21 protein-coding genes are annotated in these 22,149 nt (G+C 69.7%); 7 read left to right on the top strand and 14 right to left on the bottom strand.

Going from position 1 to position 22,149, the window contains the following annotated elements; translation table 11 throughout:
• Nucleotides 1-6: 6 nt before the first annotated feature.
• The 3 genes from FHW79_RS06665 to FHW79_RS06655 form a co-directional block, all read right to left on the bottom strand.
• Nucleotides 7-219, bottom strand: a complete 213-nt coding sequence (locus tag FHW79_RS06665; RefSeq protein ID WP_014240891.1) for a hypothetical protein — start codon at nucleotides 217-219, stop codon at nucleotides 7-9.
• Between the two features lie 75 nt (nucleotides 220-294).
• Complete coding sequence (gene fetB, locus FHW79_RS06660) at nucleotides 295-1,092, bottom strand: iron export ABC transporter permease subunit FetB (protein WP_183178154.1); 798 nt, start codon at nucleotides 1,090-1,092, stop codon at nucleotides 295-297.
• A 4-nt stretch (nucleotides 1,093-1,096) separates the two neighbouring features.
• On the bottom strand, nucleotides 1,097-1,687 hold the full coding sequence (locus tag FHW79_RS06655) for an ABC transporter ATP-binding protein (RefSeq protein ID WP_183178152.1): 591 nt from the start codon (nucleotides 1,685-1,687) through the stop codon (nucleotides 1,097-1,099).
• A gap of 128 nt (nucleotides 1,688-1,815) precedes the next feature.
• Here FHW79_RS06655 and FHW79_RS06650 point away from each other — a divergent pair, with 128 nt between their 5' ends.
• On the top strand, nucleotides 1,816-3,357 hold the full coding sequence (locus tag FHW79_RS06650; protein WP_183178151.1) for an MDR family MFS transporter: 1,542 nt from the start codon (nucleotides 1,816-1,818) through the stop codon (nucleotides 3,355-3,357).
• Between the two features lie 14 nt (nucleotides 3,358-3,371).
• On the opposite strand, the gene FHW79_RS06645 is transcribed toward FHW79_RS06650, so the two are convergent.
• The 8 genes from FHW79_RS06645 to FHW79_RS06610 form a co-directional block, all read right to left on the bottom strand.
• Complete coding sequence (locus FHW79_RS06645; protein ID WP_183178149.1) at nucleotides 3,372-4,490, bottom strand: AI-2E family transporter; 1,119 nt, start codon at nucleotides 4,488-4,490, stop codon at nucleotides 3,372-3,374.
• Between the two features lie 226 nt (nucleotides 4,491-4,716).
• Complete coding sequence (locus tag FHW79_RS06640; RefSeq protein WP_183178148.1) at nucleotides 4,717-6,114, bottom strand: HAMP domain-containing sensor histidine kinase; 1,398 nt, start codon at nucleotides 6,112-6,114, stop codon at nucleotides 4,717-4,719.
• 19 nt (nucleotides 6,115-6,133) lie between these two features.
• Nucleotides 6,134-6,811: a winged helix-turn-helix domain-containing protein gene (locus FHW79_RS06635; protein ID WP_035674886.1), complete on the bottom strand. Its 678-nt coding sequence runs from the start codon at nucleotides 6,809-6,811 to the stop codon at nucleotides 6,134-6,136.
• A gap of 193 nt (nucleotides 6,812-7,004) precedes the next feature.
• Nucleotides 7,005-8,582, bottom strand: coding sequence for a DegQ family serine endoprotease (locus FHW79_RS06630; protein WP_183178147.1), 1,578 nt, complete (start codon nucleotides 8,580-8,582; stop codon nucleotides 7,005-7,007).
• Nucleotides 8,583-8,703: 121 nt separating this feature from the next.
• Nucleotides 8,704-9,252 carry a tetratricopeptide repeat protein gene (locus FHW79_RS06625; protein WP_348984065.1) on the bottom strand — a complete coding sequence of 183 codons (549 nt, stop codon included), beginning with the start codon at nucleotides 9,250-9,252 and terminating at the stop codon, nucleotides 8,704-8,706.
• Between the two features lie 196 nt (nucleotides 9,253-9,448).
• Nucleotides 9,449-11,593, bottom strand: a complete 2,145-nt coding sequence (gene fusA / locus FHW79_RS06620) for an elongation factor G (protein ID WP_183178144.1) — start codon at nucleotides 11,591-11,593, stop codon at nucleotides 9,449-9,451.
• Nucleotides 11,594-11,822: 229 nt separating this feature from the next.
• On the bottom strand, nucleotides 11,823-12,170 hold the full coding sequence (locus FHW79_RS06615) for a RidA family protein (protein ID WP_183178143.1): 348 nt from the start codon (nucleotides 12,168-12,170) through the stop codon (nucleotides 11,823-11,825).
• A 112-nt stretch (nucleotides 12,171-12,282) separates the two neighbouring features.
• Entirely contained in the window at nucleotides 12,283-13,071 is a 789-nt protein-coding gene (locus tag FHW79_RS06610; RefSeq protein WP_247884192.1) for a trypsin-like peptidase domain-containing protein, read from the bottom strand.
• A 42-nt stretch (nucleotides 13,072-13,113) separates the two neighbouring features.
• On the opposite strand from FHW79_RS06610, the gene FHW79_RS06605 reads away from it, so the two are divergent.
• The 4 genes from FHW79_RS06605 to FHW79_RS06590 all read left to right on the top strand — a co-directional run bounded on the left by FHW79_RS06605 (nucleotide 13,114) and on the right by FHW79_RS06590 (nucleotide 17,377).
• Nucleotides 13,114-15,342, top strand: a complete 2,229-nt coding sequence (locus FHW79_RS06605) for a DNA topoisomerase (protein ID WP_183178141.1) — start codon at nucleotides 13,114-13,116, stop codon at nucleotides 15,340-15,342.
• Nucleotides 15,343-15,573: 231 nt separating this feature from the next.
• The gene (locus tag FHW79_RS06600; RefSeq protein ID WP_137103235.1) at nucleotides 15,574-16,023 is read left to right on the top strand and encodes a hypothetical protein; all 450 of its coding nucleotides are present in this window, start codon (nucleotides 15,574-15,576) and stop codon (nucleotides 16,021-16,023) included.
• 88 nt (nucleotides 16,024-16,111) lie between these two features.
• Entirely contained in the window at nucleotides 16,112-16,462 is a 351-nt protein-coding gene (locus FHW79_RS06595; protein WP_014240907.1) for a hypothetical protein, read from the top strand.
• An 87-nt stretch (nucleotides 16,463-16,549) separates the two neighbouring features.
• A complete protein-coding gene (locus FHW79_RS06590; RefSeq protein WP_183178140.1) occupies nucleotides 16,550-17,377 on the top strand; it encodes a hypothetical protein in 828 nt (275 codons plus the stop codon).
• A 65-nt stretch (nucleotides 17,378-17,442) separates the two neighbouring features.
• Here the strand turns inward: FHW79_RS06590 and FHW79_RS06585 are convergent, their stop codons facing one another.
• Entirely contained in the window at nucleotides 17,443-20,094 is a 2,652-nt protein-coding gene (locus FHW79_RS06585) for a glycosyltransferase (RefSeq protein WP_183178139.1), read from the bottom strand.
• Between the two features lie 190 nt (nucleotides 20,095-20,284).
• Here FHW79_RS06585 and FHW79_RS06580 point away from each other — a divergent pair, with 190 nt between their 5' ends.
• Both FHW79_RS06580 and FHW79_RS06575 read left to right on the top strand, forming a co-directional pair.
• The gene (locus tag FHW79_RS06580; protein ID WP_183178138.1) at nucleotides 20,285-20,551 is read left to right on the top strand and encodes a hypothetical protein; all 267 of its coding nucleotides are present in this window, start codon (nucleotides 20,285-20,287) and stop codon (nucleotides 20,549-20,551) included.
• A gap of 24 nt (nucleotides 20,552-20,575) precedes the next feature.
• Nucleotides 20,576-20,797 (top strand): hypothetical protein, encoded by a 222-nt coding sequence (locus tag FHW79_RS06575; RefSeq protein WP_183178137.1) that lies wholly within the window; start codon nucleotides 20,576-20,578, stop codon nucleotides 20,795-20,797.
• A gap of 22 nt (nucleotides 20,798-20,819) precedes the next feature.
• On the opposite strand, the gene FHW79_RS06570 is transcribed toward FHW79_RS06575, so the two are convergent.
• A complete protein-coding gene (locus FHW79_RS06570) occupies nucleotides 20,820-21,593 on the bottom strand; it encodes a Fe-S cluster assembly protein HesB (RefSeq protein WP_348984064.1) in 774 nt (257 codons plus the stop codon).
• Nucleotides 21,590-22,129, bottom strand: a complete 540-nt coding sequence (locus FHW79_RS06565) for a hypothetical protein (RefSeq protein WP_183178135.1) — start codon at nucleotides 22,127-22,129, stop codon at nucleotides 21,590-21,592. The genes FHW79_RS06570 and FHW79_RS06565 overlap by 4 nt, the downstream gene beginning before the upstream one ends.
• Between the last annotated feature and the right edge of the window lie 20 nt (nucleotides 22,130-22,149).

The following is a 22,149-nucleotide window of genomic DNA, read 5'->3' as shown; positions in this document are numbered from 1 at the left end:
GCCGCCTTACGGACGCTCCAAATCCGCCTGGGTGGCGCGCTTCAGGTGGTTCAACCGCTCCTCGGCCTCGTTGCGGGCGTAGGGGCCCTCCACATCCATGCCGAAGCTCACATAAAATCCGTCGGCTTGCGCGATGTGGGTTCCGACGGGCAGATACTCGTCGGTTGCCTCGTCGTTGCCGATGATCGCGCCGTTCCGGATTTCCACGATGTGCGCCATGACCCGCTCCCCCACCGTCGTTGGTGAACACCAATCGGTGTTCAACGGCGGCGCTCCCGTCCGGGTTCCTTCCGCTCACCGCCGCCGCACCAGCCGGTCGAGCCGCAGCCGGTGCCGCCGGTCGCTGAGCCGCCGCACCGTCGCCAGCGAGGCCGCCAGCACGCCCAGCCCGGTCGCGCCGGAGATCAGGAACATGATGAGGATCTGGTACTTCACCGCCTCCCCCGGATCGACGCCGGAGAGGATCTGGCCGGTCATCATCCCGGGCAGGGCCACCACGCCCATCGCCGCCATGCTGTTGATCGTCGGCATCAGCGCGGTGCGCAGCGCGTGGCGCAGGGTGGGCCGCAGGGCCGTCCAGCGGGTGCAGCCGAGCGCGAGTTGCGCCTCGATGGCCGCCCGCTCCCGCGCCGCCGTCGCGGTCAGCGTGTGGAGGGCCAGCCCCACTCCGCTCATCGCGTTGCCCAGCACCATGCCCAGCATCGGAATGGCGTAGCGCGCGTCCCACCATGGATCGGGCCGCACCGCGGTGGACAGGCCGAGCAGCAGGACGATCCCCGCCGCCGCCCCCATCGCCCCGGTGCCGATGCCGTAGGACCACCAGCCGGTCAGCCGCCGTTCCTGACGGGCCATCGTCTCCTGGCCGGCGAACAGCAGCATGATCAGCGCCGCCCCCAGGGTCAGCCAGGGCGACTCCAGGGCGAACAGCCGGGTCAGCACCAGCCCGACCAGCGACAGCTGGACCACCATCCGCAGCGCCGCCACCAGCAGCGGGCGCGCCAGCCCCAGATCCAGCGCCATGGACAGGCCGCCGTTGACCAGCAGGAGCAGCGCCGCCACGGCGAGGTCAGTGTAATGCAGGGTCACCAGCATCGCCCTACCCCTCCGTCACCACGCCGTCCGCGACGTGCAGATGGCGGTGGGCCAGCCGGACGGCCTGCTCCGGCGCGTGGGTGACGATCAGCACCCCGGCCCCGCGGACCAATTCAGCACGCAGCAAAGCCTCCACCCGCTCCGTCGCCTCGGCGTCCAGCGGGCCGGTCGGCTCGTCGAGCAGAAGCACCTCAGGCCGCTGGACCAGCGCGCGGACCAGCGCCAGCCGTTGCCGCTCCCCGGTGGACAGGCGGGCGACCGGCCAGCCCATGACATCGCCCGGCAGGCCCAGCGCCCCGGCGAGCGCCGCGGCGCGGTCGGGCTGCGCGAAGTGGGCGCCCACCCGATCCTCCCACCAGCCTGATTCGGCGGCGACGTAGGTGACCCGGCGGCGCCAGAGCGGCGCCGGCATGTCATCGCGACGATCGCCGTTCAAACACACCTCGCCGGACGACGGGTCGAGGTCGGCCAGGGCGCGCAGAAGCACGGACTTTCCTGATCCGGATCGCCCCTGAACGGCGACGCATTCGCCGGCCTTCAGCTGGAAACTGGCGGGTTTCAGCACCGGGGTGGACAGGTTGCGGACGCTCAGCATCAAGGGTTACCGCGACTATTCCGGACTGTGGAAAGGGAGATTAGCAGCCATTCATGGCGGAGTCCTTGCGCGGAACGTCCCGGGGGCTATGGTACGCCCCACCGCTCATTCCGGCCTGAACCGAGACCATGACCGACGCCTCCAACGACCACGCCGTCTTCACCCACCGCGAGATCATGCGGGTGTTCAGCGGGGTGGCGCTCGCCATGCTGATGGCGGCGATGGACCAGACCATCGTCGCGACGGCCCTGCCGACCATGGCCCACGACCTGGGAAGCCTGGAGAATCTGCCCTGGGTGGTCACCGCCTACCTGCTGGCCTCGACCTCGACCACCCCGATCTATGGGAAGCTGAGCGACCTCTACGGGCGCAAGCGGGTCCTCCAGGTGGCGATCTTCCTGTTCCTGATCGGGTCGGTGCTGTGCGCGCTGGCGCAGAGCATGGGGCAGCTCATTCTGTTCCGCGGCATCCAGGGTCTGGGCGGCGGCGGCCTGATGGCGCTGGCCTTCACCATCATCGGCGACGTGGTCGCCCCACGGGAGCGCGGGCGCTACCAGGGCTACATCGGCGGCATCTTCGCCCTGTCCAGCGTGGCCGGGCCGCTGCTGGGCGGCGTGTTCACGGAACGGCTGAGCTGGCACTGGATCTTCCTCATCAACCTGCCGCTGGGAGCGGCGGCGCTGCTGATGACCAGCCGGGCGCTGGACCGCCTGCCGGCGGGACGGGCGAAGCCAACCATCGACTATCTGGGGGCGGCGCTGCTGATGGGCACGGTGACCTCGCTGCTGTTCGTGGTGTCGCGCGCCGGGGTCGCCCTGCCCTGGACCTCTCCGACGATCCTCGGCCTGTGCGCGCTGGGCCTCATGATGCTCGGGGTCTTCCTGTGGCACGAGCGGCGGGTGGAGGAGCCGATCCTGCCGCTCCACCTGTTCCGCGAGCCGGTGGTGGCGGTCGCCAACCCGGTGGTCGCGGTGTCGGCCATGGTGCTGTTCGCCGGCATCGTCTATCTGCCGCTGCGCTCGCAGCTCGTCGCCGGGACCAGCGCCACGACGTCGGGCTTCCTGCTGCTGCCGATGGTGCTGGGCATGGTGCTGGGCGCGGGCGGCGGCGGGCGGCTGATCTCCAAGTCCGGCCGCTACAAGATCTTCCCGCTGGCCGGGCTGGCGCTGGCGGCGCTGATGTATCTGGCGCTCGGCCTGTCGCCGACGGTGTCGGAGAGCGGGCTGTGGTCCACGCTGATCCTGGTGCCGCTGGGCATCGGGCTGGGACTGGTCATGCCGGTGATGACGGTCGCCGTGCAGAACGCGGTGGACCGGCGCGACCTGGGTGCGGCCACGGCGTCGGTCGGCTTCTTCCGCTCGCTCGGCGGCTCGGTCGGGGTGGCGGTGTTCGGCGCGGTCTTCGCCGCCGATGTCGAGGCCCGGCTGAACGCCGCCGGCCTGCCCGGCATAAGCGGGCGCGAGGTGATGGAGCGCGGCCCGTCCGCCCTGGCCAATCTGGCCCCCGCCGCCCGCACCGCCGCCCAGTCGGTGTTCGAGCACGGCTTCTCCACCCTGTTCCTGCTGGCCGCCGGACTGGCGGTGGTGTCCTTCGCGCTGACCCTGTTCCTGAAGGAGCTTCCCCTGCGCTCCGCCGCCGACGCCGCCAAGGCCGGGGCGGAGGCGGCCTGAGGGCTGGAACCGACCTACGCCTTGTCCTCGCTGGGGAAGTGCCGCCCTTCCCCCAGCTTGTCCTCGATGTAGAGCATGTTGACCAGCACCAGCATCACGACCGCGAAGGGCGTGGCCAGGAACATGCCCATCAGCCCGAACAGCACGCCCCCCGCCGCGATGGCCGCGATGGTGATGACCGGGGGCAGGTCCACCACCTTCTTCTGCATCAGCGGCATGACGACGTTCCCCTCGACCTGCTGGATCGCCAGGTAGAGCAGCGCCACCCACAGCGCCTCCTGCGGCGACTGGGCGAAGGCGATGAGGATCGCCGGGACCGCCGCCAGGAACGGGCCGATCAGCGGAACGAACTCCAGGAGCGCCGCCAGCAGGCCCAGCGCCGGGGCGCTCGGGATGCCCAGCAGTAGCAGGCCCGCGGTGGTCAGCACGCCGACGATGGCCATGGCCGAAAGCTGCCCGATCAGCCACTTCCACAGCGAGTCCCCCATCACGTCCATCACCTCCCGCGCCCGCTCGTGGCCGCGGGGCGGCACCAGCAGGATGACGCCGCGCTGGTAGACGCCGGGCGAGGCCGCGAGGTAGATGGCCGTGAACATCACCACCACCAAATCGCCCAGGAAGAACATCACGCTGGAGGCGACCGTCTGCAGCCGGTTCAGCCACGAGGAGGCGTCCCGCCCCTGCTCCATGATCTGGTCGCGCAGCGAACCCGGAAGCTGCTGCACCGCCCCGCTGATCTGCTGGGAAAGCTGGTCGAACTGGCTCACCACCGACTGGCCCATCAGGACGCCGCCGCCGATCAGAATCACCGCCAGAAGCAGCAGGACCACGCCGAGCGACCAGCCCTGCGGCAACCCGGTGAAGCGCCGCACCAGCCCGGCGATGCGCTGGAACAGGATCGCCAGAAGCACGCCTGCGAAGACCAGCAACAGCGCGTCGGCCACCTGCCAGGCCAGGAACAGCGTCCCCACCACGCCGGCGGCAATCAGCATCTTCCAGGTGAACAGCTTCAGTTCGGTCGCGGTGTTCCGCCCGGCGGTTGTTGGCTCCCCAGCCTGCATGGGGGCCTGAATGGGGGCCTGAATGGGGGCCTGAATGGGGGCCTGAATGGGGGGCTGTCTGGTCGCGTCCATCGTTTCTTCCCGCCGTGTTGCCACCGGCATGCCGGTCCGATGGACAAACGTCGCCCGCAGGGAAGTGTTGCACCGCCAAGCCTCTAGCACCTTCGTGCTAATACGCTTATCCGAATGCGCGCGGACGGTTGGCGCCCCATATCATGTCTGACGCCAAGGAGTCATTCTCGCTGATGTCACCTCAGAAGCCCGCCGGAAACGGCGGGCTCTTTTCTTGTGGAGCGCCTCACGCGGCGTCCGGCGGGAAAACGATGCCGACCTTCAGGCCCGGCTCGTTGTCCTCCAGCCGCAGCGACGCGTCGTGCAGCCGCGCCACCGCCTCCACAAGGCTGAGGCCCAGCCCGTTCCCCGGCGAGGCCCGCGCGGTATCGAGCCGGACGAAGCGCTCCAGCACCTTCTCGCGCATGTCGGCGGGGATGCCGGGACCGTTGTCCGCCACGGTGATGCGGGCGGACTGCCCCGGCCCGACGCCCTCCAGCAGCAGAGTGATGCGCCCGCCCTCCGGCGTGTATTTGATGGCGTTGTCGAGCAGGTTCGACACCGCCTGGGCCAGCAGCTGCTCGTTCCCCCGCACAGTCGGCTCGGCCCGGATGTCGGTGACCAGGGTCAGGCCCTTCTCCTCGGCGACCGGCTCGTAGAGGTCGGCGGCCAGGCGGACCGCGTCGGCCAGCCGCACCGGCTCCAGCGCCTTGCGGTTGGCGCCGGACTCGGCCTCGGCGATGGACAGCAGCGCGGTGAAGGTGGCGAGCAGCCGGTCGGCCTCCAGGATGGTGTCCTGCAGAACGGCGCGGTAGACCTCCGGGTCGTCGGTCTCACGGATCAGCGCCAGCTCGACGCGGGCGCGCAGGCGCGACAGCGGCGTGCGCAGGTCGTGGGCCACGCTCTCGGTCACCTGCCGCATGCCGGTCATCAGCCGCTCGATCTGGTCCAGCATGGCGTTCAGGTTGCCGGCCAGCCGGTCGATCTCATCGCCGCCGCCGCCGCGCGGGACTCGGCCCGACAGATCGCCGGCCATGATGCGGTGGGTGGTGCGGTTGATCGCCTCGATCCGGTGCATGGCGCCGCGCGCCAGCAGCAGGCCGCCGCCCAGCCCCAGCACCACCGTCACCAGGAAGACCCAGCGCAGCGACACGACCATGCGTCCGCGGAGCTGATCCAGCTCGCTCATGTCGCGGCCCACCAGAAGGCGGAACTGGCCGGGCAGGACGAAACTGACCGCCATCGCGGTGGAGGGCCGGTTGTTCACCCCGCCGTAATCGGAAATCTTGAAATGGGTCCAGCCGCCCGGCCCCGCCGTGGCGTCGGGCCAGCCCGACAGGTTGCCGGCCAGGATGACGCCGCCCGGCGTGGTCAGCAGGTAGATGGAGTTGGTGTGGGAGTAGCCGCTGCGCTCGCGCACGGAATCGACCAGCCCACGCAGGCCGGCGCTGCGGTACTGGTCCTGAAGCCCGGCGACCTCCAGCGCGATGGTGGCGCCGATCTCCTCCTCCAGGAAGCCCGCGGTGGAGCGGTAGACCACCCCCAGGATCACCCCGACCGAGATGATGAACAGGCCGAGATACAGCAGGGCCAGCCGGAACGGCGTGGTGCGCAGAAGGCGCAAGGTGGGAATCGCCGCCTTCACCCTTTCCGGCCCGCCATCCTCATTGCGGCGCCCGCAGGCTATAGCCGGCGCCGCGCACCGTGTGGATCAGCGGCGTCGGGAAATCCTTGTCGATCTTCTGGCGCAGGCGGGCGATGTGCACGTCGATGACGTTGGTCTGCGGGTCGAAGTGATAATCCCACACATTCTCCAGCATCATGGTGCGGGTCACCACGCTGCCGGCGTTGCGCATCAGATATTCCAGCAGGGCGAATTCCCGCGGCAGCAGGTCGATGGACTTGCCGGCCCGCCGGACGGTGCGCGACAGCAGGTCCAGCTCCAGATCGGCGACCGCCAGACGGGTCTGCGGCTGGGCGGCGCTGCGGCGGCGCACCAGCACCTCGATCCGGGCGAGCAGCTCGGAGAAGGCGAAGGGCTTGGTCAGGTAATCGTCGCCGCCGGCCTTCAAACCCTTCACCCGGTCGTCCACGCTGCCGAGCGCCGAAAGGAACAGCACCGGCGTGTCGTTGCCGGTGGCGCGCAGGATCTCGACCAGCGACAGCCCGTCGCGGCCCGGCAGCATGCGGTCCACGATCATGACGTCGTAATGCTCGGAGCCGGCCAGGAACAGCCCCTCCTTGCCGTCGTTGGCGGCGTCCACGACATGCCCGGCCTCCTTCAGCCCCTTGGCCAGATAGGAGGCGGCCTGCTGGTCGTCTTCGATGACGAGGACTTTCATGAGCATGAGTCTACCGCATCCTTCCGCGAGTCCAAAGGTGAATGCCCTCGCCCCTCCGGGGAGGGGAAAGGGCCGAACGAAACAAAGGGGGAGGATGTCCGCGCGGCGGGGGCTCGCATGACGGACACCCTCCACCCCGTCACACCGGCCCCCGATCGTTGGAGGGGATGAGGAGCGCCGGTGTTTTCCGGCGTCACGCCTTGACGAGCTTCAGCGGGACGAAACTCTCGTTGCCGCCGCGGTTGACCAGCAGCAGAACCGCCTTGCGGCCGTCCTTCTCGGCCTCGTGCAGGCTCTTGGTCACCTCCGCGGGGGAGGTCACGTTGTGGTCGCCGACCTTGACGATCACGTCGCCCGGGCGGACAGGCAGATCACCGGCCTGCGGCGACACCGCGGTGACGACCACGCCCTTGACGCCCTCGCCCAGGCCGAGGCGGCTGCGGGCGGCGCCGTCAAGCGGGGCCAGCTTCAGCCCGTTGACGGTCTCCACCGCGCTGTCGGCGGCCGGACCGGCCCCTTCCGCGGCGGCCATGCGCTGTTCGGCGGGGAGCGGCGCGATGTGGGCGGTCAGGGTCGTTTCCTTGCCCTTGCGGACCACGGTCATGTCCACCGTGTCGCCGGCCTTGGTGTCGGCCACCCGGCGGGTCAGGTCGCGCAGCGTGTTCACCGGCTTGCCGCCATAGGCCAGGATCACGTCACCCTGGCGCACGCCGGCCTTGGCGGCGGGGCTGTCCGGGGTCACCTCGGCGACCAGGGCGCCCTTGGTCTGGGGCAGGCCGACCGACTCGGCGATTTCCGGCGAGATCTCCTGGATCTTCACGCCCAGCCAGCCGCGCTCGACATGGCCGTTTTCCTTGAGCTGGGCGACGACCTGCTTGGCGATGTTGGAGGGGATGGCGAAGCCGATGCCGACCGAGCCGCCGTTGGGCGAATAGATGGCGGTGTTGATGCCGATCACCCGGCCATCCAGCGTGAAGGTCGGGCCGCCCGAATTGCCGCGGTTGATGGCGGCGTCGAGCTGGAGATAGTCGTCGTACGGACCGCTGTGGATGTCGCGCCCGCGGGCCGAGATGATGCCCTTGGTCACCGTGCCGCCCAGTCCGAAGGGGTTGCCGACGGCCATCACCCAGTCGCCGACGCGGGCGGCGTCGCTGTCGCCCCAATCCAGCGCGGGCAGCGCCTTGTCGGACTTCACCTTCAGAAGGGCGATGTCGGTCTTGGCGTCGCGCCCGACCAGCGTGGCGGGCAGCTCCGTTCCGTCCTGGAGCGTGACCTTGATCTCGTCGGCGCCGTCGATGACGTGGTTGTTGGTCACCACATAGCCGGCCGCGTCGATGATGAAGCCGGAACCGAGCGAGCCAACCTTGCCGCGCGGCTGGCCCTCGGACTCGTCGTCAGAACCGCCGCCCGGACCGCCGCCCGGACCGCCATTTTGGCCGAACTGGTCTTGGAACTGGCGGAAGAACTCCTCGAAGGGCGACCCCGGCGGGAAGCCGGGCATGCGCGGGTTGCCGCGCTCGGCCTTGGCCTGCTGGGTGGTGGAAACGTTCACCACGGCGGGCGACACCTTGGCCGCCAGATCGGCGAAGCTGCCCGGCGCGTTCTGGGACAGCGTGTTCTGCGTCAGGGCGCTTTCGGCGGCCGCGGCGGTGGACTGGTTGGCGATCAGGAACGGACCGGTCAGCACCGTGGTGCCGAGGAGGACGGCGGCGATGGTACGCCGCACCCGGCTCGACCGCGGGGCGCGTCCGGCGTTGGCGGGGGTGGACATCGGTTGCTCTCCGTGACTGGCATGCGTTGTTCGTTGTCCTGAACCTAGCGGACGCCGAGTCACGGGGGGCTTGCGGGCGGATTAAAAGTTTTTCAGGGAGGGATTAGGACGTCACGTCCTGTTACAGCGCCGATCCGGCCATGCGCAGGCGGATGTTGGCGGCCTGCTGGCGGACGCGGTCGAGGTGCGGGTTGATGGCCAGCGCTGCGTCGAAGGCACGCAGCGCCCCCGCCGGCTGGTCGATGGCGAGGTAGACGAGGCCCAGACCGGCCAGCGCCCCGAAATGCCGCGGTTCCAGCGCCAGCACCCGGCGGATGTCGCGCACCGCGGCGTCGTAATCGCCCAGCATGTATTCGGCGTTGGCCCGTTTGTTCCAGCCCTCGGCGTAGGCCGGATCGGCGGCGACCACCTGGTCGAAGGCGGCCAGCGCCTCGCCGTAACGATCGGCGTTCAGGCTCTGGACACCGTGATGCATCAGCACGATCAGGTCGTCGTTGGAATGCTCCAGCCAGACGTCCCAGATGCGGTCCTCGACCGCCTCCGCCGCGACCGCGTCGCCGGCGGTCTGCAGGTCCTGGAACAAGCCACCGAGTCGCGCGTCCTCCTGCCCTGCCCAGGCCCGCGAACCGGGGCCGGAAGCGCCGAGGATCAGGAGGGCCAGCAAGGCCACGGGCAAGAAGATTCGCTGGGTCATTCCCAAAAACTGGGATGCGTCACCTGCCGGCAACACTGATCCGAAAGAGGTATCGCCGCAAGAAGAATCCCTCATCCCGCCGGGGTGGCGCCGGCAAAGTTCCCGCCGGACAAAGAAAAAGAGCCGGCGAATCGCTTCGCCGGCCCCTTCCCCTGAAAGCAGCAGCCCGTTATCAGGCGGCCTTGTTGCTGCGGCCCGCCACGATCTCGTCGGTGACGTTGCGCGGCACCGGCTCGTAGTGGCTGAACTCCATCGAGTAGGACGCGCGGCCCGAGGTCATGCCACGGAGCTGGCCGATGTAGCCGAACATCTCGTTCAGCGGCACATGGGCCTCCACGGCGATGTTGCTGCCACGCTCCAGCTGACCGAGCACCGTGCCGCGGCGGCGGTTCACGTCGCCGATGACGTCGCCCAGGTAATCGTCCGGGGTGACGACCTCGACCTTCATGACCGGCTCGAGCAGGATCGGACCGGCCTGCTTGAGGGCCTCACGGAAGCAGGCCTTGGCGGCGATTTCGAACGTCAGGGCGTTCGAGTCGACGTCGTGGTACTTGCCGTCCACCAGGCGGGCGCGGAAGTCCACAGTCGGATAGGAGGCGAGCACGCCCTCTTCCTTCTGCATTTCCAGGCCCTTCGCGACCGACGGGACGTATTCGCGCGGCACCGTGCCACCAACCGTCTCGTCCTTGAACACGAAGCCCTCGCCACGCTCCAGCGGCTCGAAGACGATCTTGACTTCGGCGAACTGGCCCGAACCGCCGGTCTGCTTCTTGTGGGTGTAGGTGTACTCGACCGGCTTGGTGATCGTCTCGCGGTAGGCGACCTGGGGCTTGCCCATGTTGCCTTCCACGCCGAACTCCGTGCGCAGACGGTCCAGCGTCACTTCCAGGTGCAGCTCGCCCATGCCGCGCAGGATGGTCTGGCCGGTTTCACGGTCGGTCTCCAGACGCAGCGACGGGTCCGCGCGAACCATCTTGCCGAGCGCGATGGAGAACTTCTCCTGCTCGCCCTTGGTCTTCGGCTCGACCGAGACGCTGATGACGGGGTCGGGGAAGCGCATGCGCTCCAGGATCACCGGGTGGGCGGCGTCGCAGAGCGTGTCACCGGTGTCCGTCTCCTGCAGGGAGACGAGCGCGATGATGTCGCCAGCGCGGGCTTCCTCGATCGGGTTGGCCTGGGCGGCGAACATCTCGACCATGCGGCCGATCTTCTCGCGCTTGCCGCGGGTGGTGTTCAGGACCGACATGCCCTTGGTCAGCACGCCCGAGTAGACGCGCACGAAGGTCAGCGAGCCGTAGGTGTCGTTCAGCACCTTGAAGGCCAGCGCCGCGAAGGGCGCGTCGTCGGAGCTGAGACGCTCGCCGTTCGGGTTGCCGTCCTCGTCCACCGTCTTGATGGCCTCGACGTCGGTCGGGGCCGGCAGCAGGTCGACGACCGCGTCCAGAACCTGGCAGACGCCCTTGTTCTTGTAGGACGAGCCGCAGAGAACCGGGGTGAAGGTGCTGGTGATGGTGCCCTTGCGCAGGCAGGTGCGCAGCACGTCGGCCGACGGCTCCTCACCCGACTCCAGGTAGGCTTCCATCGCCGCGTCGTCCATCTCGAGCGCGGTGTCGACCAGCTCGGCGCGCAGGGCCGGGATGCTGGCGATGTTGTCCAGGTCTTCCTTGACGGTCAGGTTGAGCTTGCTCGCCAGATCGTCGGTGATGTCCCAGATTTCCCACTTGGCGTCCTTGTCGTCCGAGAACCAGACGTACGCCTTCATCTCGATCAGGTCGACCATGCCGCGGAAGTTGTCTTCCGAGCCCAGCGGAACCTGGATGCAGACCGGGCGGGCGTTCAGGCGGCTCTTGATCATGCCGACGCAACGCTGGAAGTTCGCACCCGAACGATCCATCTTGTTGACGTAGCAGATGCGCGGGACGTTGTAGTTGTCCGCGAGGCGCCAGTTGGTCTCGGACTGCGGCTCAACGCCGGCCACGCCGTCGAACACGACGACCGCGCCGTCGAGCACGCGGAGCGAGCGGTTCACCTCGATGGTGAAGTCCACGTGGCCCGGGGTGTCGATGACGTTGATCTTCTTGCCGCGCCAGAAGGTCGAGACGGCAGCCGACTGAATCGTGATGCCGCGCTTCTGCTCCTGCTCCATGTAGTCGGTCGTCGTCGAGGACTTCAGGTCCTTCGTCTCGTGCACGTCGATGATCGTGTGCTTACGACCGGTGTAGTACAGGATGCGCTCGGTGGTCGTCGTCTTGCCGGCATCGACGTGGGCGATGATGCCGATGTTCCGGATGTCAGAAAGAGGCGTTTGGCGCGGCATGTTGCGAATCCATTACTGTAACGCAGCTATCGAAGCGCAACGACGGTCGTCCGCTCCGGCGGCAGAGGTTGGTCGGGGTTTTACGGATGATCTGTTAAGGCGTGATTAACGTTCTGTAAATCCGGAAGGTCAAGCCTTCCGGATTTTTTCGAAGCACGCGGCCCTCACAGTCTGGTGGGCCACGCCGGCAAACCCCAACCGAGGGAGCCGGGTCGCCCCGTCACGCAGCTTATTTGGCCGCCGTCACCTGAATTTCAACGAGGTACTCCGGCGCGGCGAGCTTCGCTTCCACGGTGGCGCGGGCGGGCGGGTTGGTCGTATCGACCCAGGCTTCCCACGCCTTGTTCATCGCGCCGAAGGTGGACATGTCCGTCAGATAGATGGTGGCGGACAGCAGCTTGCTCTTGTCGGAGCCGCCCTCGGCCAGCAGGGCGTCGATCTGGCCCAGGATCTGGCGGGTCTGCGTCTCCACGTCCGGAGTCGGATCGTTGGCCACCTGGCCGGCCAGATAGACCGTGTCCTTGTGGATGACCATCTGGCTCATGCGCGGTCCGGAATGGAAGCGCTGGATCGACATCGGTACGGCTCCGGTTACGGGGTCTTGAACGCGCGTACGTCTATGCGATTCACGTCCACCGGCCTAGCAAAAAATGAGGCGCCACCGCTCAAAGCTGCCCCGCGCCCGTGCATCACCGCAAAGAAGGCGTATTTCCCTCGACCGCGGCCACGAAAGCGGCGCTCGGCACGGCGATGTTGCGGGGGTTGGGGCCGCTGACCGCGGCGACCGCGATGCCGGCCACCGCCCAGCCCTCCCCCGCCCCGTCCGCGCCCCCATCCCCGCCGGGCGTGCGCACCAGCAGCGCCGCCCCGCTCACCCCGCGCGTGCCGTCGCAGTCGTGGACCAGCAGCGGTCCGCGGTCGGTATCGTTGATGCCGCGCGCCGCGCAGCCGGTGTCGGCGGTGACGAGGTGCGCCCGGTCCTGGCTGTAGCCGCCCAGCATCAGCGGCGTGCCGGCGTCCGGCGGGACTCGGGCGAGCGGCAGCGGCGGCATCCCCTCCGGCGCGTCGCCGTCGAGCGTCAGCACCGCCCAGTCGCCGACCAGCCCGTCGAGCCGCCGCTCGGTGTCGTAGGGGCCGCCGGTCTCCAGCGCGGCGACGGCGCGGTGCTGCCGGTACTCACCGCGCTCGTAGCCGAACAGCACGTGCAGGGAGGAGGCCGGCAGGAAGCGCTGCGCCCGGTTGATCAGGCAGTGGGCGGCGGTGACCACCCGGCGCGGCGCCACCAGCACGCCGGTGCAGCGGGCGCCGAGATTGCTCTGCACCTTGACGAGACTGTTCCACGGCGCGTGGGTGGCGTCCACCACCACCCGCCGGTCCTTCGCCCCGATCCCCGGCAGCAGCGGGTTCTGCGCCGCCGCCGGGAGGGCGGCGGCGAGAAGCGGCACCGCGATCAGAAAACCGCTCAGAATGGCCATCATGTGTTCTTGATACGTTTTCATGTTCGTCTTACCATGGCAGCCATGGCCACGCTCATCATCACGGAAAAATCCAGTCAGGCAAAGGACCTGCACGCCGCGCTGGGGGATCGCTACGGGCGCATCCTGCCGGCCGAGGGGCACCTGCTGCGTCTGGCCGAACCGGACGAGGTCAACCCGGACTGGAAGCGCTGGGCGCCCACCCTGCTGAAGCCGGACGGACTCTACCCGACCCGGCCGGACAGCGGCGGTAACAAAACGGCGAAGCTGGCGGCGATCAAGGCGGCGCTGAAGGGTTGCGACCAGGTCATTCTCGCCACCGACTGCGACCGCGAGGGGCAGCTGATCGGCCAGGAGATCCTGGAGCATCTGGGCTTCCGCGGGCGGGTGCAGCGCGCCCTGTTCACCGCCCAGGACCCCAAGACGATCCGCGACGCCTTCGCGAAGCTGAAGCCGAACACCGAGCTTCGCCCGCTCTACGAGGCGGCGGTGGCCCGCCAGCAGGCCGACCAGATCTTCAACCTCTCCCTGACCCGCACGGCGACCAAGACGCTGCTGGCGCCGGGGACGCGCGGGGTGATCGGCATCGGGCGGGTGAAGACCCCGACCCTGTCCATCGTCTGCCTGCGCGAGTTGGATATCCGCAACTTCAAGCCGGAGGATTATTTCGAGGTCGTGGCGACGGCCACCGCCGCGGGCGGCTCCTTCCTGATGCGCCACGCCCCGCCGCCGAAGGACCGCATCAAGGACCGCGCCCGCGCCGAGGCCATCGCCCGCGCCGCCGACGGCCATGGCGGCCCGCTGTCGGTGACGGTGGAGGACCGGCGGCAGGCCCCGCCGAAGCTCTACGACCTGCCAGCGCTCCAGAAGACCTGCGGCCAGCGCTGGGGCTGGACCGCCGACCGCACGCTGGAGGTCGCGCAGGAGCTTTACGACGGCGAGGGCAAGAAGCTCATCACCTACCCGCGCGCCGAGGCGCGGTATCTGTCGGAGAACCAGATCGCCGACGTCCCGGCGATCACCGGGGCGCTGACCCGGCTGCGCGGCTTTGCCCATCTCGACCTGTCCCGCCCGGTGATCCGCCGCGGCAAGTCCGGCCATTTCTGCGACAAGGCGCTGGAGGGCGTGTCGCACCACGCCATCGTGCCCAACGTCAACGTGCTGGACGATCTGGAAAGCCGGCTGAACCGCCTGAGCGACGACGAGAAGCGGCTCTACGCGCTGATCTGCCGCTCCTACCTCGCCGCCGTCATGCCCGACTACGACTACCGGCAGACCACCGTCCTGATGAACGTGCCCGTCGAGGGCAAGCCGGTGGTTTTCCGGGCGGTCGGGCGCATCCCCCTGAAGCTCGGCTGGAAGGCGGCCTTCGGCTCCGCCGAGACGGACGGCAAGCCCGACGAGAAGGAGGAGGAGCAGACCCTGCCCCCTCTGACCGACGGCGAGCCGGCCCGCCTGTCCGAACCGCGGGTGGAGGCCAAGCGGACCCAGGCGCCGCCGCGCTACAACGAGGGCACGCTGGTCGACGCCATGCAGAACGCCTGGCGCTTCGTCGAGGACCCGGCGCTGCGCGACCGGCTGAAGGAGGCCAAGGGCATCGGCACCCCGGCCACCCGCGCCGAGATCATCAAGGGCCTGCGGCGGCAGAACCTGCTGGGCGCCGACGGCAAGTGGCTGGTCCCCACCCCCGCCGGGCTGCAGCTGTTCGAGACGCTGCGCGGCGCCGCCCCCACGCTGGTCGATCCCGGCACCACCGCCTTGTGGGAAATGCGGCTGGACGAGGTGGTGGTCGGGCGCGCCGACTTCCGCAGCGTCATCGACGGCATCGCCGACGAGGCCGGGCGGCTGATCGGCGCGCTGGTCGGCAACCGAGGGCCGGCGGTGGATCTCGGCGTCCGCGGCGGCCCGATCCGCGCCGGACGAGGAATCGGGCGACGGCGTTCCGCCAGCCCGCGCGCCGCTGGAACGACGCCGCGGCCACGCACGCGCAAGGCGGCGGTTGCCACGGTCGGTGAGGACGGCGAAGCGCTGAAGAAACCCCGCCGCACCCGCAAGAAGGCCGCGCCGGAGGTGCCCGACTCGATCAGTCCGGTCGCCGCGCCCGTCCCGGCGGTCCCCGCCGCGCCGCCGGGCGGCGCGCGGCGCAAGGCGCCGACCGACAAGATGGTCGCCTTCGCCCGCAGCCTCGCCGACCGCAAGGGCGTCGAGCTGTCGGACACGGTGCTCCAGGACTTCGATTCCTGCCGCCAGTTCCTGGATCAGCACGCGCGCTGAGCGCCGACTCTCCCCCACCCCGGCCCTCCCCCGCTTCGCAGGGGAGGGAGAGCGGTCCCCTCCCCTGCGGCAGCGGGGGAGGGTTAGGGAGGGGGCAAAACGTCCCTCAAACCGCCGGAATCACGCCCCGACTGTGGCCCAGGCCACAGCGGCGGGGGCGGCATCCGCCTACCCTCTCCTCCACGGACATCGAGCCACACACGGCCCCACACCCCGGAGGAGACCCAGCCCATGCGCCGCCTGACCCTGATCGCCGCCGCTGCCGCCACGCTGCTCGCCGCTCCCCACGCCTTCGCCAACGACCTCAAGACCGGCGGCATGCCAGTCAACCCGATGATGATGCAGCCGGGCTTCGGCAGTCCCTTCGCCGCGGCGCCGTCGCTCTCCAACACCAACGTCGGCGTCGCGACGAACCTTGCGGCGGGAATCGGCAACAAGGCCAAGCAGAACGTCTTCACCATGCAGCAGGGCACCGGCGGGTCGCTGGTGAACACCAACGTCGGCGTCGCCACCAACGTCGCCGCCGGCATCGGCAACAAGGCCAAGCAGAACGTCACCGGCGTCACCTTCGGCTTCGGCAAGGGCGGCCTGCTCGACACCAACGTCGGGGTGACGACCAACGTCGCCGCCGGCATCGGCAACGCCGCCGGGCAGAATCTGTTTGGTCTCAAGGCCCAATAGGCTCAAGGCACAGTGATCCACCCCATCCGGCGCCGCCAATCCGCAAGGCGGCGCCCCTTTCCGGATTCCTCACTGGAGGACTGCCGCCATGCTCCGCTTCGCCCTGCCGGTCTTCGGTGCGCTTGCCGCCATCCTGGCCCTGGCCGGAACCCCGCACACCGCCGCCGCCGAAAACCTCGCCTGCCAGACGGTCAACGGGAAGACGGTGTGCAGCCGCGGTTCGGGCTCGCTGTCGTGCCAGACGGTCAACGACCGGACGACCTGCGTGACCGGGCCGGGCGCGCTGACCTGCGAGACCGTCAACGGCCATACCGCCTGCCGCCGCGGCCCGTCGCAGCCGGATCTGAAGCCGATGCCGATGCCGCCGATGCCCCCGCAGGCCGCCCCGATGCCCGATCACCCCTTCGGCAAGAACTTCCCTTTTGAGGAAGAGGCGTAAAGCGCCCCGACTGTGGTCCGCCTCACAGCGGTTCCCCGCCCGCCCGCCCTAGGATCAGCGCACACCGCCGAACAGAGGAGCCCCGCCATGATCCGCATCCGCCGCTTCGCGCCGCTGCTGTCCGGCCTCGCCGCCCTGGCGCTGCTGGGCGGAACCGCCGCCGCCCAGGATGCCGGCGGCTTCTCCGTCAACCCGCAGCTGGGCGCGGCGGTCGGCATGTCGATGGGGATGGGCATGGGGATGCCGCCGCTGCTGCCGCGCCAGCCCGTCTTCGTCAACGCCGTCCGGCGCGGCGCCCCTCCGGGTGCGACGGTGACCAACCCCAACGTCAGCCGTCAGGCCACGCACCAGCAGGCCATCGCCAAGATCCGCGGCGACGCCGGCTTCCTGGGCGGCTTCAACAAGGGGCAGGCGCTGGCCGCCAGCCGCCAGCCGCCGCCGGAACCGATCGTGCCGAACTTCACCTTCATCGACGCCCCCTTCATCGTGAACAACTTCGACAGCTCGCTGGCCCTGTCCTTCGGCGACAGCAACGTGACGGAGCAGTTCATCATCCAGGGTGCGGACGGGTCCGCTGGGGGTGGAGCCGGTGGCGGTGTCGCAGAGCAAGCGGCCGTGCCGGCCCCCGTCGGCCAAACGCCCACCCCGGTTCAGGCTCAGGCCCCGGCGCCGGCCAAGGCTCCGGTCCCGAAACCCCAGCCGGGCGTGACCACCGGCAACGGTGGCCCGCCCCCCGACGGCTTCTTCGATCCGGTGATGAGCAACTTCGGCCCGCTGCCGCATCTGCCCGCGGCCCTGGCCAGCGGCGGCATCCAGTTCAACAACGTCGGCAGCGCCTTCAACGCCGCGATGGGCCAGGGAAACGTCGCCTCCCAACAGATCACCAGCATCCAAGGGAAGAAGGGCAAGCGCTGAACCATCGACAAGGAAAAGCCCCCTTGCCGGCGGCAAGGGGGCCTTCTCCGTTCAGAGTTGCGCCGTTACGCGGCGACCGGCTCGTTGGCGGCCTTGGCCGGGGTGGCGGCGGGCTGGACCACGCCCTGCGGGGCGGGCAGCGGCGCCGGGCGCGGGGTGCCGGCAGGCAGCATGTCGCCGATCGCGAGGCCCACGGCCATCAGGTTCGGAACGGCCATCGCGGTCAGCAGGATCGCCCACAGCTCCAGCGACAGGGTGCCCAGCGGGTTGGCGAACCACGCGGTCACCGCGGAGACCAGCAGCGCACCCGACAGCCAGGCTTCCGGCTTGGCGCAGAAGGCGCCCTGGGTCCGCTTGCCGCCCTTGGCGGTGACGCGGAAGGCATCGCGTTTGCGGACCACACCGCGCAGGGCGGCGAGCGCCACCGTGGTGGACAGCGCCATGCCCACGGCGCAGGCCCCGAAGCTCTCCTTCCACGAGTTGCCGGAGGCGTAGCGCGAGGCCAGCAGGCTCGACCCGGCGCGCAGGACCAGGGCGCCCAGCACCGCGGCGGTGGCCTGGACCGGCGGCAGGTGCAGCGGCAGGACCAGCGAGGCGAAGGTCCAGGTGACCGCCGCACCGGCGGCCAGCACGCCCACCGCGTCCGACCACCAGCGCGCCCAGTTGGTCAGGTAGCCGATCTTCTGGCCGACCGTCAGCTCCGTAGCGCCGGGCAGGAACTTCCGCCAGTGGGCGCGCAGGATCTGCGTGGAACCGAAGACCCAGCGGTCGCGCTGCTTGCGGAACTGCATGAAGTTGTCGGGGGCGAGGCCCTGGCCCAGACGCTCGTCGGTGTAGGCGGCGCGGTAGCCGGCCGACAGGATGCGGATGCCCAGCTCCGTGTCCTCGCAGATTCCCTCTTCCGACCAGCCGCCGACCTCTTCCATGGCGGAGCGGCGCAGCATGATCATCGTCCCGTGGCAGACGAAGGCCTGGGAGGTCAGACCCTCCTGCATGCCGACGTCGAAGAAGGGGCGGTACTCGGCGGTCATGGCGGCCTTCAGCGGCGTCTCATGGCCGTCGCGGTGCTCCTGCGGGGCCTGGACGATGCCGATGCGCGGGTCGGCGAAGGTCGGGGCCAGCTTGTTCAGCCAGTCCGGCTCCACCGTGTAGTCGGCGTCGAGCACGGCGACGATTTCGGCGCGCGGGTCGGTGTGGCGCAGCGCGGCGTTCAGCGCGCCGGCCTTGAAGCCGCTGATCTGCTTGTACCAGTGGAACTTGAACTTCGGACCCAGTTCGGCGCACAGCTCCTCGACCGGACGGACCAGCGCCTCGTCCTCGGTGTTGTTGATGAGGACGACGACCTCGTAGTCCGGGTAGTCGACGCGGGCCAGCGAGGTCAGCGTGGCGGCCAGCACGTCCGGCTGCTCGCGGCAAGCGGCGATGTGCACGGAGACCATCGGCTTGTGCTCCGGCACCGCGGGGACCCGCGGCAGCAGGGCCGGGGCGCGGCCGGTGAACAGGCGGCGGGCCACCTCGGTCAGGTCGGCGAAGGCCACCGACATCATCAGCGCGCCCAGCAGGAAGGCGGAACCCCAGGTGGTCGCGGCACCGAAGGTGAAGTATTCGGCGTAGGCGCCGGCGACGGCCGAGCCGACGCCGAAGCCGACGATGTTGGCGCCCACCGACGCGGCCAGCGCGTAGGTCATGTTGGTGCGGCGGCGGAAGGCTGCGAAGGCCGACAGGGCGAGGCCGAGGGCCAGCGCCACGGCGGCGCCCGCACGGTCGCCCCAGGGGGCCGGGACGTCGCCGGCCAGCGGCCACTTCGGCGCGCGGTCGGCGTCGAGCACGCCCCAGGTCGGGCCCGGCGAGCCTTCGATGCTCGACTTCCACACGCCGTCGAACGCCTCGACCACGTTGTAGTCGATGCCGAGCATCCCTGCCTCGGCGGCGAAGTTGCGGACGACGAAGGCCTGGGCCTGCGGCGTCGGGTAGGCGTCGTGGAAGTTCTCGCCGCCCGACGGCCAGCCCACCTCGCCCACGAACAGCGGCTTGCCCGGATGCGCCTTGCGCACGGTGTCCAGCCGGTCGCGGATCCAGGTCAGCGCCTTGTCCACCGGCACGCCTTCCCAGTAGGGCAGGACGTGGACGCCCATGTAGTCGGACGCCGCGATGGTCTCCTTGGCCTTGACGATTTCCGACCACACGTCGGCGGTGCCGACCTTGATGTGCTTCGGCACGCCGGCGCGGACGCGGCGGATGTAGGAGGCTAGCTCCGCGTCGGTCAGCTCGGCGCGCAGCAGCGTCTCGTTGCCGACCACGACGCGCTCGATGCCGCGCACGGTGCGCGACAGCACGATGGCGCGGGCGACCTCGCGCTCGTTGCGGGCCTTGTCGTCGCTCAGCCAGACGCCCAGCGTGACGTCCAGGCCATGCTTGGCGGCGATGGCCGGCACGTCGCCCTGGGAGCCCAGCGTGGAATAGGTGCGCACACCGTCGGCGAAGCCGGCGATGGCGGTCATGTCGCGGTCCAGTTCCACCGCATCGACCACCGGCTGGTGGTTCGGGTCGTAGCTGCGGCCCGACGGGGAGTAGGAGACGGATTCGATGCGACCCGGCACGGCGTCCACAGGAGTGGGCGCGTTGCGCCAGGACCAGAAGGACGCGTGGCCGGCGGTCACGGCGAGCATCGCCGCGGCCAAGGCCGCAGACCGGATCGAACGCTTCGGGTTGCTCATGTGGGGATTTCGCAAGCCTGGGTAGGATGGGTGGCGGGCGCCACCGGACACACAGACGAACGTGCGCTGCAAAAAACTATTCCCGCGCCCGCGTCGATTTTTTTCGCCCACCGCCGGGATTACCAAATCGGGAACGGCGAACGCTCCGCCCCTGTTGGCATCACCAACCGCAACGACCGGAGACGACGAAATGACCGGCAAAAAGGTCGATGTGACCGCGCTGGAGGAAACGATGGACGAGGTGGTCGAAACCCTCGACCTTGCCGAGCAGGCCGCCGGCTATGTCCGCAAGGAAAGCACCGACCCCATGGACCAGGCCCGCGCCGCCGCCGTGCAGAAGCAGGCCGAAGCCATGCTCGACGCCGCCGAGCAGGCCGCCTCCGGTGGCGAACGGCCGCAGCGCAGCAACCCCTCCCCCCTGCCGGGCATGCGCCGCCCGCCCTCCCTCATCAATTGATGATCATTCGGCAAGGAGACAAATATGGCCGGCAAGCATGAACAGAGCCCTGAACACCGCAAAGCCCACGATCTCGCCGAAGAGGCCATAGAAACGGCGGCCCAGGGCGACACGCGCAAGGCCAAGGGGCTGGCGGACGAAGCCAAATCCATCGACCCGAAGATCGGCCAGGAGATGGCGCGCGAATTGGAAGGCGACCGCCGTCAGGCCGAAAACTACAAGGGGAAGGCGGGCGAGGCCCCCTGACACCTTATTCCCGGCTGACTTGTTATTCCTGGCGGACTTGGGGCGGTGGCACTCCCGCCATCCGCCCCTGCCCCTCCGGACACAGCTCCAGCAGCACGCACCGCTCACAGGCCGGGTTGCGGTAGAAGCAGACCCGCTGCCCGTGCAGCATCATCACCTCGTGATGGTCGTAGATCTGCTGAGCCGTCCACTCCTGGGGAAGCCGCGCCTCCAGGACGGTGTGCGACGGGCCGACGGCCACGCTGGGCGGGATCAGGCCGGTGCGCACGGCAACGCGGTGGTGGTGGCTGTCCACCGGCAAGGCGGGACGGCGCAGGCTGCTGAAGCTCATCACCGCAGCGCTGGTCTTCGGGCCGACGCCGGGAAGCGCCTGCAACCAAGCCCGCGCCTCCGGCACCGTCATCTCCGCCAGGAAATCCAGGGAAAGCTCGCCGCGCAGTTCGGTGATCCGGCGAAGGATCGCCTGGATGCGCGGCGCCTTCTGCTCCGGCCAGGTCACCCCGGCGATGACCGACTCGACCTCCGCCGGATCGGCGTCGCGCACCGCCGCCCAATCTTCACCCCAGCGCGCCCGCAAGGCGCGGAAGGCCGCGCCGGACGCCGCGTTGCGCGTGCGGTGCGACAGCAGCGAGGACACCAGCTCGCTCAGCGGGTCGAGCGCGCGGAAATAGGCGATCGGACAGCCGAAGATCAGGCAGAGCCGGCGGTGGATCTCCAACAGCTTCTCATCGGGCAAGGCCATGGGCGAGAGCGCGAAGGACGCCTGATCGTCGTTGGCCTTGAGACGGCGCTTCACGGGGCCGTCACACCGCCGGACCGGCCGCCCTCCGGAAGCATCAGCCCCTCGTCCGCCGCCATGGCGCGGGCGCGGGGATCGGCCTGCACGGCGCGGGCGGTGTTGCGGGCGCGCTCCTGGACGCGGCGGAAGGCGCGGAGCAGGGCCTGGGCCTCCGCCCGCTCCTGCTCGTCGCGCCGCGATTCCGCCGCTTCCGATGCGGCGATCTTGCCGGCGGTGGAGCGCTGCGTCTCGCTGTAGCCGAACAGGCCGGGCTCCCAGCGCTTCAGGTTGGCGTAGGCCAGGGCGCGGGCGGAGCCGTCCAACCCCTGCCCGCCCTCCCAGGCGGCGCGGGCGGCGTGCAGCTCGTCGGCCAGCACCCGCTGGGGCGGGCGCGGCGGTGGTGGTGGCGGCTGGTGCAGCCGGGTGCGCGCCGCCTTCAGGGCGGCCACGCGGTCCGGATCGTCACGCCAACGGCGGGCGTCCGCGGCGGCGTCGCGCCACGCGCCGATGAGCCGTTCCGGATCGGGTGCGGTGTCCCGCTTCGTCGATGCCATGGCCCTCCCCGTTGCAAGGG

The sequence above is a fragment of the Azospirillum sp. OGB3 genome, from assembly GCF_014192915.1.
Classification (GTDB): Bacteria; Pseudomonadota; Alphaproteobacteria; order Azospirillales; family Azospirillaceae; genus Azospirillum.
This window is presented reverse-complemented; position numbering and strand designations above follow the sequence as displayed.